Raw genomic sequence first — 12,519 nt, forward strand, 5'->3', positions numbered from 1 at the left:
ACGCACCGGTTTTTAGGGCATACACTGTCAATCCTGCACTGACGGGCATAGAATGCCAGTATATTTCATTGGGGCGGGAGAATCAGCATGGCGGCGATGTCGGATGTATTGTTGATGGTCGGCAGGCTGAATTACGTTTGGACCAACACCGAAAGCCTGATGATCTATCTGATCGTCCATCTCCTGAAAGTGGAGAAGGAAGCGGCCATCGTCGTGTTCCTGACGCTCAACACCACGCGGGCGCGCATGGACCTCATCGAGCGTCTGGCAAAGCTTCCCTCAACGCCCGCGCCGGACCGCAAGACCATTCTCTCCATCATGGCGCGGCTCAAGAAGGAAGCGAAGACGCGCAACAAATACAATCACTGCATCTACTCCTTCGACGAGAAGGGCGAGATCGCCAGCACCCAGCTGATGCGGCTGGTGGAGGACGACAGTCAGGTGCGTTACGGCAAGGTCGAACGTATGGACGAGAAGGAAATCAAGCACCTCGAAAAGTCGATCGCGGACATCGTCGAGGTCAGCAAGGACATGTGGAGCTTCATCCACGCCAGCCCGCACGTCTCGGCGGATTATCTCTAGGCTTGGCCCGACCGGACGCTCAAGCTCTCGTCTGCAACCGCACGCCAATCGCCGGGTGGCTTTCGCCGTTCTGCGCGGATTTCGCCGGAAGGCAGAGTTTTCCGGCGGCGAAATACAGCAGGAACGAGCCGATCTGGAAGGGGAAGATGATATCGATCTCCACGAAGGAGCGAACGACGAACAGCGCGCAGATGGCAAACAGAATGACGCCCTGCGGATCGCTATGGCGCATCAGCACCGAACGTAGATGTCCGAGCAGCGTTCCGTAAAGCACCATGCCGAGCAGCACCATGCCGACGATCCCATTCTCCACCACCGTCTCGATATAGGTGTTGTGAAAGTGGAAGCCGCTGCGTCCGGTAATGAAGAAGTCGTTCCACAGGCGTTCGGCATCGGCGAAACCCGCCACCCAGAACCCCTGATAACCGACGCCGAGGATCGGCGTCTGTTTCGCCGCCTCGATGCCCTGCTGCCAGAGATAGGTGCGGCCGGTCAGCGTCGAATCCTTGCCGAAAAGGCCGAGAATGGCATCAAGCAAGCCGAATTGCAGGGAGGCGACCACCAGCAACACGCCAAGACCGCCGAGTGCGAAAAAGGTCATCTTGCGGTTGGCCGGCGAAAGCATGCCGATCGGGATGAAACCGATAATGAGGGCGACCACCGCCGCCGTGGTAATGGTGGATGTGGCCGATTGCGACGCGATGAGGCTATAGGCCGACAAAAGCCCGGTGACGCCGGCGATGGGCAGCCAGATTCCCCTTTGCTTCAGAACCAATACGGAGGATACGGCAAAAATAACGCCGAGCGAGGCGTAAAAGCCGAGCTGGTTCTTCGACGAGAAAGCGCCGACGAAACTGTAGGTTCCATCCAGCGCATCGAAGAGGTGGACACCGAACAGCAGCGAGTAGAGCAGCACGACGGCGATACCGATCAACCCGCCGCGCGTCAGCGTGCGGATGGAAATCACCCGCATGGCGATGAGCGCGCAGACGATATGCGTCATATACTGGATGGAGGCGCGCATGGTCACCGACGCGGCCTCCGACCAGAAGCTCGATAGCACGGTCAGAATGCCGAAGGCGGATATCCACAAATAGCGCGGATAATTGCCGAGTACACGCCGGTAATTGACCACCACCAGCGGTAGCCACGTGCCGTAATAGGCCAGAACCGAGATTTGCCCGAAACGCGAGGAATAGGCGAAAACGAAGAATGACAGCGCAATCGCCGCCATTCCGTAGACTTCATTGCGTTCGGGATCGATCAGCGCCGATTTGGCGATCCGCATGAAAACCTCACTGCATCAGGATTTCGGACGCGACCTTCACGACATCGCCGGGCTGGAGAAGGGCGTTTTCATCCACCTTCACTTCCTTCGGCTTGCCGTTTTCCTCACGCACCACGACGTAGCTGATCGTGGCGGATTTTCCCGAGGGGTCGAAACGGATTGCCTCGGCCGATTGCGCCAGCGCCTCCGACATCAACTCGCGACTGGTGGTCAGCTGCAGATTGAGCTTGTCCAGTTCCGCTTCTGTATCCTGCAATTCCTTCGAGCGTTGCGCCACCCAGTCGTTACGCAGGTTGATTTCATCCTGGGTCGCCTTGTTGATGTCCTGCTTGGCACGCAGCGACTGCGTGTCGATATCGAGCAGGGTGGATTCCACCTCCGCCGCACGTTCTTCCGCAGAAATACGCCGTTGCGACAGCGCAAGCCCCTGCTCGTTCAACCGGTTGACGCGGTCGCGGTCCTCATTGGCGAGCTGAAGTTGGCGGTTTTGCGTTTCCGACTTTTTCTTCAGCGATTCGACTTCGCTTTCCAGAAGCGCATGCAGATCCGTCAGCGCCTTGAGCTGCAGGGTGTAACGCTCGGTCCGGGATTTCATCAGCGCGCTTTCGCTGGCCAGAAGCGTATCGATCTCGGCGATCTTTTCCATTTCGGGCGTCTTGGCGATGTTTTGATCACCCTTCACCTCGGCGACCAGCCGCGCCTGGCGGGCGAGCAGCCTTGCCCGCTGGTTGTCATAGACGGCAGCATCGCCGCGCGCATTGATGAAGTCGCGGGCAAAACGCTGCCCGGCGTCGGAGCGCCTCAGGCCGCCGGCAAGGCTGACAGCCTTCAACACGGTGAGATTGGCGGCATAGGGATATTCGCCGGGCGTCTGCACGTCGCCGCTCAAAAAGATCGGTCGGAACTGGGCGATTTCGACGGATGCCGACGGCAGGTTGCGAAGCGCGAACTTGCTCTGAAGCTGCGCGCCGATCGCTTCACCGACTTCCGAGGGCGTTTTACCCGCGACGTCAAGCTGGCCGATAAAAGGCAAGGACAGCGCGCCGGACGGACCAACGGAATAATCGCCGTTGATGACGTCCCAGTTGCGGATGCTGCCATCGGCGGGCTGCCATTCCGCAACGCGGATGCGCAGCTTGTCAGCGGTACCGAGCGTATAGTTGGCGCCATCCGCAGCCAATGCGGAAAGCGGCGCTCCAAATGCGACGGATGCGGCAAGCAGAAGAGCGGTGAAAGTCTGTCCGGCGGTTTTTGTGGCAAGCGGACGGCTGGTGGCGGCAAAAAGGCCGTTCATCGGGAAACTCCCTGTTTGCGGATCGCCACGCGGGCGATCAGGCGATAGAGCAGCCGGACAAGGTCGGCTGCGCAGCGCCGCAAAAAGCGGCCATTACGATTTACACCAATGACGCACCCGAAGACCGGACTTGGGATCCCGGTCGGGGTGCGTGTCAAAACAAAGATCGATAAAGCCAAACTCAATATCGGTATCAGTAGCTTCCGCGCGAAAGGCACACGGCTGGAATGGTCTTGACGATGATGAAGACATCCTGTCGCATCGACCAGTTCTGAACATATTGGGTGTCGAAAGCCACGCGGGTCTTGTAGCTTACGTCGTTGCGGCCGCTGATCTGCCAGAGGCCGGTCAGGCCCGGACGGGTGCTGAGATAATAAGCGGCATCGCTTTCGTAGTAGCTCAGTTCCTCGTCAACGACGGGGCGTGGGCCAACGACGCTCATTTCACCGCGGACGATGTTGAGGAGCTGCGGCAACTCGTCGAGGCTGAGCTTGCGCAGAACGGCGCCAACCGCGGTCACCCGCGGATCGTTCTTGAGTTTGCGGGTGGCGCGCCATTCCTCGGCGGCCTCCGGGTTTGCGGCAAGATATTGCCGCAACATCTCGTCGCCGTTCATCGCCATCGTCCTGAATTTCAGGCAATGGAAATAACGGCCGTTGTGTCCCACACGCCGGTGGCCATAAAAGACCGGGCCGGGATCGGACAATTTTACCAGTGCGGCGATCAACAGGAAAATAGGGCTGAAGATGAGCAGCGCAAGCACAGCCGATGCCATATCGAAGCTGCGTTTTGCGATGCCCCCGATAGGGAAACTGACATCGAAATCTTCGGAACTGCTGAGTGTCTGTTCAGCCGATTGGGTCGCGGACTTCATAGAGAGAACTCCATTTATGTTTTGCGATTGGTCGGTGCCCGGAGGCGCGTCTTTCCGTCTAAAAGAGATAACAAGTCTGTGTTCGGAATTTGATGCTAATGGATTTTTTGTAAGGCACATTGCCTATCACCGTCTATGCGATTTCTTGCGGGAGCCGCCGATCACCGTCCGGGCAATATTAAGGGTTGCATAAAAAAGCAACAAATGTGCTGGCGGCCATGTGTTGAGAGCATGGGTAGCGTTCCCGCATGTATTGGGTTTTCGACCTTCGGCAGTCTTTTCTTATGTGTTTCTTGTGACTTAATCAGGTGAGACAGGAACGCCAAGAACAGCCAAGGATGGAATGGACTATTAAATTTTTTTGCACCGCAGCAAGATTGCGGCAATGCATATAAAATTTGACATATTAGCCGGGATTTTTTTACCGGGTGGACTGGTTTGACCAAGAAAAAGCGATGTAGAAGTTGGAAGAGCGGCGCAAAAGCGGCAAAACAGTGGCAAGAATCTGTATTGAAGACCCACTGAATCGTAGAAAACCTTTCCAGACAGACCGAATTCTCTCAATTCGCAACGGCCTGATTGCTCTTCAGGTGTAGCTTGATGCAAAAAACAGGGGAATCAAAAGGTAGGAGGCGTGCAGGCGCTGATGACCTCGCACGGCACGGGACCGACGCAACGGAAGCGATGCGGCCTGCGGCTTTCGAAATAATAGGCATCTCCCGGCCCGAGCACCCGCCTCTCTTCGTCCACCGTCACTTCCAGACGCCCGGAGAGGATTATACCCCCTTCCTCGCCGTCATGAACCAGCGGCACCTTGCCGGTGTCGGCGCCCGGCTGGTAACATTCCTTGAGGATCTGCAGGCTGCGTCCGAAAACATTGTCGCCCACCTGCCGGAAGGATATCGGCCCCTTGCCGATCTCGACCAGTTCATCCGCCCGGTAAAACGCCTTGCGGCTCGTCTCAGGCTCGAAGGCGAAAAACTCGGCAAGGCCGATCGGTATGCCGTCGAGAATACGTTTCAACGCACCGACAGACGGGTTGGAGGTGTTGGATTCGATCAGTGAAATCGTCGAATTGGTAACGCCGGCGCGTCTTGCCAGTTCGCGCTGGGAAATATTGTGTCGCAGCCGCACATGGCGCAAACGCCCGCCTATATCCACCGACATGCTGCGGCCCCCGTTGCCGTTGTTCGAAATATCGAAAACTATCTCTCCCGCCTATAACATTTTCAATGGCTTGGCCACAGAAAGAAAAGGGCTTGTTCAGTCCGGAAAATAGCTTTCAATCACCGCAATGAACAGGAGAACCACTATGGATAACCCGAGCCGATCAAATTCCACCTCGCTCGACAGCTATTGGATGCCGTTTACCGCCAACAGGCAGTTCAAGGACAATCCCCGGCTGCTGACAAGCGCCGAGGGCATGTATTACACCAGCAATGACGGCCGTCAGGTTCTCGACGGCACGGCTGGCCTGTGGTGCGTCAATGTCGGCCATGGCCGCCACCAAATCGCATCCGCCGTCAAGCACCAGCTTTCGACCATGGATTATGCGCCCTCCTTCCAGATGGGCCATCCTGTCGCCTTCGAATTCGCCGAGCGTCTGGCGGAAATCGCCCCCGGCCCGGAAGGTGCGAAACTTGACCGGGTGTTCTACACCGGTTCCGGTTCGGAATCGGTCGATACGGCGTTGAAGATCGCCATCGCCTATCAGCGCGCCATCGGCCAGGGTACCCGCAGCCGCCTGATCGGCCGCGAGCGCGGTTATCACGGCGTCGGTTTCGGCGGCATCTCCGTCGGTGGTCTCGTCAACAACCGCCGCGTTTTTCCGCAAATCCCCGCCGACCATCTACGCCACACCCATGATCTGGCCAAAAACAGCTTCGTCAAGGGCCAGCCCGAACATGGCGCCGAGCTTGCCGACGATCTGGAACGTATGGTCGCCCTGCATGGCGCGGAAACCATCGCCGCCTGCATCGTGGAGCCGGTGGCCGGCTCCACCGGCGTGCTGGTGCCGCCGAAGGGCTATCTGGAACGCCTGCGCGCCATCTGCGACAAGCACGGCATTCTCCTGATCTTCGATGAGGTCATCACCGGCTTCGGTCGCATGGGCTCGTCCTTCGCCAGCAACTATTTCGGCGTGACGCCGGATATCGTCACTGCTGCCAAGGGGCTGACCAATGGCGCGATCCCCATGGGCGCGGTCTTCACCAGCCGCAAGGTGCACGATGCGCTGATGCATGGGCCGGAGAACCAGATCGAGCTGTTCCACGGCTATACCTATTCCGGCCATCCCGTCGCCTGCGCTGCCGGCATCGCCACGCTCGATATCTACCGCGACGAGGGGCTCTTTACCCGCGCCGCGGAATTGCAGGATGTCTGGCACGATGCCATCCATTCGCTGAAAGGCCTGCCGAACGTCATCGACATCCGCACCATCGGCTTCATCGCCGGCATCGAGCTGCAATCGCGTGATGGCGCCATTGGTGCACGCGCCTATGACATCTTCGTGGATTGCTTCGAACGCGGCCTGCTCATTCGGGTCACCGGCGATATCATCGCCCTTTCGCCGCCGCTGATCGCCGAGAAATCCCATTTCGACGATATTGTTTCCATCCTTGGCGATGCGCTGCAAAGATCGAAATAAGACTATGTAAAAAGGCCGCGCATCGAGCGCGGCCTTGTATCTGAGGTTTTCAGTAGGTCTGCATCGGTTGAGACAGGCCGTCACCGACCACGCCGCCGCCATATTGCGCCACGGGCACGCCCGCTTCGCCGATCGGCACGCCCTGCTGCGCAGGTCCGAGCGCCGTCACCACAATCGGCGTACCATCAGGCACCCGGTTGTATAGATCGACGATATCCTGATTTATGAGGCGCACGCAGCCGGAGGATACCGATTTGCCGATCGTCCACCATTCGGGCGAACCGTGCAGACGGTAGATCGTGTCCTTGCCATCCTTGAAGATATAGAGCGCACGCGCACCGAGCGGGTTCTTGAGGCCAGGCTCCATACCGCCATTGCGGCCGCTATAGGGTTCCAGTTCCGGCTGGCGCGCGATCATCTCGTCGGGCGGCGTCCAGCGCGGCCATTGCCGCTTGTACTGGATCACGCCGCGACCGGCCCATTCGAAACCGGCGCGGCCGAGACCGACACCATAACGCATGGCCTGGTTGTTCTCATAGGTGAGATAGAGGAAATGGTTGGCGGTATCGACCACGATGATGCCGGGGCGCTCACCCGTTGGGTTTTCCACCATCTGCCGCAGGAATTGACGCGGGATCCGCTTGTAGGGAATTTCCGGCAACGGAAACTGCTCGTCCGGCTTGGGGCCGTACATCATGGCATACATCGGATCGTCGGCGGGCGCGGCGGGCCGTGCGGTCTCGCGCGCCGTGGTGTTGCAGCCCGCAAGGCCGGCAAGCGCCAGTCCTCCGGCTCCAAGCAGGAAGCCCCGCCGGGTCGTTGTCGTGTCGTTCAATTGAAAAACCTCATTTACGTCATCTCGCACTGGCAAAGGGATCTGCCAGCGCCGCCTCGGGGCGGCTGATAGGGTACTTCGTGCCGGAAACCTGCGATGCCATGGACTTGGCACCGCTGGATTTCAGAATGGCACGGAAGCTCGGATGCATGCCGCCGTCTACATACGCGCTGATGGGGGCGGAAGTTCCCTCGTTCATCGCGGCGGCAAATTTTTGTTGCTCCTCGGCCAGTTTCGAAGCCACCAGCGGGTCCTGCTGGTTGATGGCCGGCGGGCACGCCGCCAGCGGATCGGCGGGTTCGCCTTCGGCAAATTCGCTGTTGAAAACATATCGCCGGCCGCACACCGAAACCTTCGGCTGACGGCGCGTCACCTCGAAATAGTCGTAGCCTTCCTTGAGCGTACGCCAGAACGGCATGTTGGGATCATCCCGATGCGCCACCATGTTCCGCGCGCTCATGCGGAAAGGATAGGCCTGCACCTGAAAGCGGTCCTGCCCACCCTGCAGCGCGCGGGCGACGACGGCGTAAATCTCGCCGACCTGTTGATCGGTCATCGCGTAGCAGCCCGACGACGAACAGGCGCCGTGCACCATCAGCGCTTCGCCGGTGTAACCGAGCGCCGATTCCAGCCGGTTGGGATAACCGAGATTGAAGGAGACGTAATATTGCGAATTGGGGTTCAGCATGCTGGCGGAGACATGATAAAAACCTTCCGGCGCCTGGCGGTCGCCCGTCTTCATCTTCGGCCCAAGTTTTCCGGACCAGCGGCACATCGGGTAGGCCTTGAGCAGAGCGTAACTTCCGGTCTTGTCGATCTTCCAGACCTCAAGTTCACTTTCCTGCTTGAAGATGCGCACCAGAACCGGGCTTTCCGGGCGCATGCTCCTGGCGGACATCTGCGCCATCATCTTGGATGACAGCTTCGGCGGGTCTTTCTTGACGCTGTCGAGACCCATGGAAGTGCACGCCGCAAGGCTGCCGCCGATCGCGACGACCGCAGCTATTCTCACCCCTGCCTTTACCCTGTGCCGCAGCCCCGCAACTGCGAAGTCCAGCAATGCCTTCATGCCCATGGATCGTTCAGCCCGCCTGATTTGCCCGCCATTCCGGCAGACGCTTACCTAACGAAGGTGGCCATATGGCGGCAACCTCGCACCTGGACAAAGTCTCGTGAACAGACGTTACCCTTTGGTTAATCATAGGCACACAAGCCTGTGATGGCACGCCGCTACCGCAGCAGCCCCTGCCCGCCGTCGATCCATACCGGCGTGCCGGTTATATGACGCGAAAGGTCCGATGCGAGAAAACCGATCAGTGCGGCGACATCGTCGCTCGATCCCGCCTCGCCGCCTGTGACCGGAATGTCGCCCGCCGGAAAACTGACCGGCACCTCGGTCTTTTCGCGCCCGCGTATGTCGGTATTGTCGTCGATCGCTGTTTCGATCTGCCCCGGACACACCGCGTTGACACGAATGCGATGACGCCCAAGCTCCAGAGCCAGTTGCTGGGCCATGGCGAGCTGCCCGGCCTTGGTCACGGAATAGGCGGTAGCGCCCGGCGAGGTGAAGGTGCGCGTGCCGTTGATCGAAGAGACAATGACAATTGAGCCGCCGCCCGCCGCCTTCAGATACGGCACGCTGGCATGAACGGTGAGATAGGTGCCGCGCAGGTTGATGCGGATCGTGTCATCCCATTCGGAAGGCTTCAGCTCGTCGATAGGCGCCCAGACACCGTTGATGCCGGCATTGGCCACCACGACATCCAGGCGGCCGAACGCCTGCACCAGCGTCGCGATTGCGTCGTGCATGGCGGCTTCGTCCGCTATGTCGGCAACGAGAGTTTTCGACGAGCCGGATTTGGCGGCAATCTCGTTTTCGACCACCTTCAATTCGGATTCGGTGCGACCGAGAAGGCCGACGGCAAAACCTTCCGCAGCCAGATGGAGGGCAGCAGCCCGACCGATGCCGGAACCTGCGCCCGTGATGAGGGCAACCTTACCGTAAGCCAATGTCACAGCCCTCCTTTTCTGGAAGCGATCGAGGTGCCGACCGCCGAGACCGGATCGCTGGCTGGAAAGCTTTCTTCCAGCCCTTCATCCAGTTCCTCCTCCAGAATGTCGCGGTCCTTGGATGTGCGGGCGCTGGCCTGCCCGTGAGGGGCCTCGTCCCGCGCCGTTCCGAGAGCGGAGCGTTGCGAGGGCGCATCCGCGATGACACGCGTTCCGAATGCCGTCAACTGTGCGATCATCGCGCTGGCGCGTTTGATGGCTTCCGCGTCGTCGATCCCCTTCAGACTGTCGGCAAGGCGAACCGAGACCTGCTCGCCGTCACGGCCGACGAATTCGACGGAGACGACGCCGTTATCCCGTTTTACATAGGTCGTAGAAAGTTGCATGACATGCCCTCCGGTTTGGATCACTAAATCCTGAATTCACAACGATGGCAGAGCGGAAGGGGTTCCAGATGGATCAGGCCTTTGGCCCGGAAATGCAGGAGAGGTTGTTCCAGCGCGATGCGGTGGACGTGGCCCGCGCCCTCATCGGCGCGGAATTCCGCATCGGCAATACCGGCGGCATCATCGTGGAAACCGAAGCCTATCATCCGGACGACCCGGCATCGCACAGTTTCAACGGGCAAACCCCGCGCAACAAAGCGATGTTCGGCCCGGCCGGCCGTCTTTATGTCTACCGGTCCTATGGCATTCACTGGTGCGCCAACTTCGTCTGCGCCCCCGGCTCCGCGGTGCTCCTGCGCGCCATCGAACCCCTGACCGGCATGGACATGATGAAACTGCGGCGGGGAACAGACAAGCTGAAACTCCTATGCTCCGGCCCCGGCAGGCTTTGCCAGGCTCTGGCCATTACCGGAGAGATGGACGGGGCACCGCTGGACAGTCCGCCGTTTTTCCTCCGCCTGCCGAAGGAGGCCGCCGCCGTCACCAGTGGCAGACGCATCGGCATCAGCCGCGCGCAGGATTATCCGTGGCGTTTCGGGCTTGAAGGCTCGGCCTTCGTCAGCAAGAAATTCGAAAAGGTCTGAAAACTATAACACCTTCGGCGGCTCGTCGTTTTCGTCGGGATTGGGCACCGGCACCTCGTCCGGCAACCTGTCGGGCTCCGGCTCCTTTACCGGCGGTATCTCAGGCTGCGGCGGTACCGGCATCGGCGGTTCGGGATAAGGTTCGACGGGGACGGTCGACATTGCGGCCTCCTGACATAAACGCTCTTTGTCTTACACGGACCGAGACTGCGCTTTCATCTGTTGGGACAGCGCAATCGCGCCGTCGCTACTCAGGCGGCGCAGCGTCAAATTTGCCCGCCGGTCAAATGCCGGTCAGGTCCCTTCGGTCCTTTGCGCCGCCCTGCGGGTCGTGCAGGAAAACGCGGGGAAGCGCCGGTCAGTTCCATTTTCAGGAGAGCTTTTGCGATGGCTCAGGCAAAACCGAGCGCGCTGCGGGAGATATCGCGGGTTTCGCAATAGTCGCGGGAGTGGGCCTCGTGACCGTGCTCGCGAGCGGTGGAACGGTTCAGTTCCGGGCTTGGCACGTTGAGCAGCGCATCGGCATAAGTGCCGGTTGCCTCCACGTCATCGATCACAGTCTGCTGTTGCGGTTTCAAGAATCCAAACATCCGTCCTCCTCCTTCAACACGTCCCCTAAACGCGCAGATCCGGGTCCTGTTCCAAACGCCCGTGACAATCCCGATTATACATGAGATGGCGCCGCCGTATAGACGACGAAAGGCGAACGGCAATCAATTGACGTTCACAAAATGGAATGGAATCAGTGAGCTATGACGACAAGCTCAGGCGGGACCGACCGATTCCCGCAGGATCAGTTCCACGGGCCACAATTCCTGAACCTCGCGGACGGGACGACCGCCGACGATCTGCAAAAGCAGGTCCGTCACCCGCATGCCCGCCATACGCATGGGCGAACGGGTGGTGGAAAGCGGCGGCATCATGCTTTCCGGCGTAAGGTAAGGAAACACGTCGTCATGGGCGATGACGGACACATCCCTGCCGATCGTCAATCCCAATTGTGTTGCGGCGCGATATACCCCCTGCGCAGTCATCATCGCACCCGCAACGAAGGCTGTCGGGCGCGGCGTCTGCTCCAGCAGCGAGCGGGCGAAACGGAAAGCCGCATCCTCGCTGAAATGCTCGCTCATCATGAAGCGCGGGTCCGGCGTGATGCCGTGGGTGGCCAGCGCTTCACGAAAACCCTGCTCGCGATCCTGCACGAAGGTGCGGCCGACGGGGCCGTTGATGAGGGCAATGCGGCGATGGCCGCGCTCCAGAAAATGGATGGTGGGACGGTAAGTCACGTCATGATTATCGATATCGAGCCAGGCATGCTCGAACGCCGTTTTCGAGCGGCCATGGACGATGAAGGGCACGCCCAGCCGGTTCAGCAGCGCGATACGCTCATCCGCCGGGCGCGGCGAATGCACGATGATGCCGTCCACCCGGCCGCTTGATGCCAGCCGGCTGAAAATCGCCAGCTCCTCGTCGAGATTGTTATCGACGGTGACGCTGACGAGAATATCGGTCTCTTCGCCTTCCAGCCGGGTCGCCATGCCGCCCATGAATTCCGAAAAGAAATGCCCGCCGCCGGACCGCCCCATGACGACCCCGATCGCGCCGGCCCTGCCGGTTGCCAGACGCACGGCGTTGGCGTTGGGCCGGTAGCCGTATTTCAGCGCAGCATCCATCACACGCTGGCGCGTTTCCTCGCGCACCTCCGGATAGCCGCCCAGCGCGCGGCTGACGGTGGTGGGCGACAGCCCGACCTTTTCTGCGAATTCCTTGAGCTTCATGTTTTTTGCCAATTTGCCCTTGCTTGCGTTGCCGCTGCAGATTTTTCAAGCCGACAAAAATTGAAAACGATTTCAATTTTTCCTCACCTGAAACCTTACAGTTCATCATTCCCAAAGGCAAACCGTGAAAATTGCATGCAAAAACTCCCGATTTTCCCGCTATCAGAAAGAGTATTGACAG

14 protein-coding genes are annotated in these 12,519 nt (G+C 59.5%); 3 read left to right on the top strand and 11 right to left on the bottom strand.

Annotated elements, in window-relative coordinates; genetic code table 11:
* Positions 1-87 precede the first annotated feature (87 nt).
* A complete protein-coding gene (locus QSK43_RS15590; RefSeq protein ID WP_332304192.1) occupies positions 88-582 on the top strand; it encodes a hypothetical protein in 495 nt (164 codons plus the stop codon).
* Positions 583-601: 19 nt separating this feature from the next.
* Here the strand turns inward: QSK43_RS15590 and QSK43_RS15595 are convergent, their stop codons facing one another.
* From QSK43_RS15595 to QSK43_RS15610, 4 genes are all read right to left on the bottom strand, one after another.
* Positions 602-1,870 carry an O-antigen ligase family protein gene (locus QSK43_RS15595; protein WP_332304193.1) on the bottom strand — a complete coding sequence of 423 codons (1,269 nt, stop codon included), beginning with the start codon at positions 1,868-1,870 and terminating at the stop codon, positions 602-604.
* A 7-nt stretch (positions 1,871-1,877) separates the two neighbouring features.
* A complete protein-coding gene (locus tag QSK43_RS15600; protein ID WP_332304194.1) occupies positions 1,878-3,164 on the bottom strand; it encodes a polysaccharide biosynthesis/export family protein in 1,287 nt (428 codons plus the stop codon).
* 193 nt (positions 3,165-3,357) lie between these two features.
* Positions 3,358-4,038, bottom strand: a complete 681-nt coding sequence (locus tag QSK43_RS15605) for a sugar transferase (protein WP_045017761.1) — start codon at positions 4,036-4,038, stop codon at positions 3,358-3,360.
* 618 nt (positions 4,039-4,656) lie between these two features.
* Positions 4,657-5,205: a cupin domain-containing protein gene (locus QSK43_RS15610; RefSeq protein WP_332304195.1), complete on the bottom strand. Its 549-nt coding sequence runs from the start codon at positions 5,203-5,205 to the stop codon at positions 4,657-4,659.
* Between the two features lie 145 nt (positions 5,206-5,350).
* Here QSK43_RS15610 and QSK43_RS15615 point away from each other — a divergent pair, with 145 nt between their 5' ends.
* Positions 5,351-6,685, top strand: coding sequence for an aspartate aminotransferase family protein (locus QSK43_RS15615; RefSeq protein WP_332304196.1), 1,335 nt, complete (start codon positions 5,351-5,353; stop codon positions 6,683-6,685).
* A gap of 49 nt (positions 6,686-6,734) precedes the next feature.
* On the opposite strand, the gene QSK43_RS15620 is transcribed toward QSK43_RS15615, so the two are convergent.
* From QSK43_RS15620 to QSK43_RS15635, 4 genes are all read right to left on the bottom strand, one after another.
* The gene (locus QSK43_RS15620; protein WP_332304197.1) at positions 6,735-7,520 is read right to left on the bottom strand and encodes a L,D-transpeptidase; all 786 of its coding nucleotides are present in this window, start codon (positions 7,518-7,520) and stop codon (positions 6,735-6,737) included.
* Positions 7,521-7,539: 19 nt separating this feature from the next.
* A complete protein-coding gene (locus tag QSK43_RS15625; RefSeq protein ID WP_332304198.1) occupies positions 7,540-8,595 on the bottom strand; it encodes a murein L,D-transpeptidase family protein in 1,056 nt (351 codons plus the stop codon).
* A gap of 155 nt (positions 8,596-8,750) precedes the next feature.
* Positions 8,751-9,536, bottom strand: a complete 786-nt coding sequence (locus QSK43_RS15630; RefSeq protein ID WP_332304199.1) for an SDR family oxidoreductase — start codon at positions 9,534-9,536, stop codon at positions 8,751-8,753.
* Positions 9,533-9,916 carry a hypothetical protein gene (locus QSK43_RS15635; protein ID WP_332304200.1) on the bottom strand — a complete coding sequence of 128 codons (384 nt, stop codon included), beginning with the start codon at positions 9,914-9,916 and terminating at the stop codon, positions 9,533-9,535. Before QSK43_RS15635 ends, QSK43_RS15630 begins: the two co-directional genes overlap by 4 nt.
* 68 nt (positions 9,917-9,984) lie before the next feature.
* Between QSK43_RS15635 and QSK43_RS15640 the strand changes: the two genes are divergently transcribed.
* Complete coding sequence (locus QSK43_RS15640; RefSeq protein ID WP_332304201.1) at positions 9,985-10,560, top strand: DNA-3-methyladenine glycosylase; 576 nt, start codon at positions 9,985-9,987, stop codon at positions 10,558-10,560.
* Positions 10,561-10,563: 3 nt separating this feature from the next.
* Here the strand turns inward: QSK43_RS15640 and QSK43_RS15645 are convergent, their stop codons facing one another.
* The 3 genes from QSK43_RS15645 to QSK43_RS15655 form a co-directional block, all read right to left on the bottom strand.
* Positions 10,564-10,722, bottom strand: coding sequence for a hypothetical protein (locus QSK43_RS15645; protein ID WP_332304202.1), 159 nt, complete (start codon positions 10,720-10,722; stop codon positions 10,564-10,566).
* 230 nt (positions 10,723-10,952) lie between these two features.
* Positions 10,953-11,150, bottom strand: coding sequence for a hypothetical protein (locus QSK43_RS15650; protein WP_045017739.1), 198 nt, complete (start codon positions 11,148-11,150; stop codon positions 10,953-10,955).
* Between the two features lie 174 nt (positions 11,151-11,324).
* Positions 11,325-12,338: a substrate-binding domain-containing protein gene (locus QSK43_RS15655; protein ID WP_045017737.1), complete on the bottom strand. Its 1,014-nt coding sequence runs from the start codon at positions 12,336-12,338 to the stop codon at positions 11,325-11,327.
* Positions 12,339-12,519 lie beyond the last annotated feature (181 nt).

Source organism: Rhizobium sp. GR12, assembly GCF_036596185.1.
GTDB lineage: Bacteria > Pseudomonadota > Alphaproteobacteria > Rhizobiales > Rhizobiaceae > Agrobacterium > Agrobacterium nepotum.

Bases quoted from the DNA above. Each gene is read 5' to 3' on its own strand.
- QSK43_RS15650 (WP_045017739.1), bottom strand. From the start codon at position 11,150: ATGTTTGGATTCTTGAAACCGCAACAGCAGACTGTGATCGATGACGTG.
- QSK43_RS15635 (WP_332304200.1), bottom strand. From the start codon at position 9,916: ATGCAACTTTCTACGACCTATGTAAAACGGGATAACGGCGTCGTCTCC.
- QSK43_RS15600 (WP_332304194.1), bottom strand. From the start codon at position 3,164: ATGAACGGCCTTTTTGCCGCCACCAGCCGTCCGCTTGCCACAAAAACC.
- QSK43_RS15625 (WP_332304198.1), bottom strand. From the start codon at position 8,595: ATGGGCATGAAGGCATTGCTGGACTTCGCAGTTGCGGGGCTGCGGCAC.
- QSK43_RS15595 (WP_332304193.1), bottom strand. From the start codon at position 1,870: ATGCGGATCGCCAAATCGGCGCTGATCGATCCCGAACGCAATGAAGTC.
- QSK43_RS15590 (WP_332304192.1), top strand. From the start codon at position 88: ATGGCGGCGATGTCGGATGTATTGTTGATGGTCGGCAGGCTGAATTAC.
- QSK43_RS15645 (WP_332304202.1), bottom strand. From the start codon at position 10,722: ATGTCGACCGTCCCCGTCGAACCTTATCCCGAACCGCCGATGCCGGTA.
- QSK43_RS15655 (WP_045017737.1), bottom strand. From the start codon at position 12,338: ATGAAGCTCAAGGAATTCGCAGAAAAGGTCGGGCTGTCGCCCACCACC.
- QSK43_RS15615 (WP_332304196.1), top strand. From the start codon at position 5,351: ATGGATAACCCGAGCCGATCAAATTCCACCTCGCTCGACAGCTATTGG.
- QSK43_RS15610 (WP_332304195.1), bottom strand. From the start codon at position 5,205: ATGTCGGTGGATATAGGCGGGCGTTTGCGCCATGTGCGGCTGCGACAC.
- QSK43_RS15640 (WP_332304201.1), top strand. From the start codon at position 9,985: ATGGATCAGGCCTTTGGCCCGGAAATGCAGGAGAGGTTGTTCCAGCGC.
- QSK43_RS15605 (WP_045017761.1), bottom strand. From the start codon at position 4,038: ATGAAGTCCGCGACCCAATCGGCTGAACAGACACTCAGCAGTTCCGAA.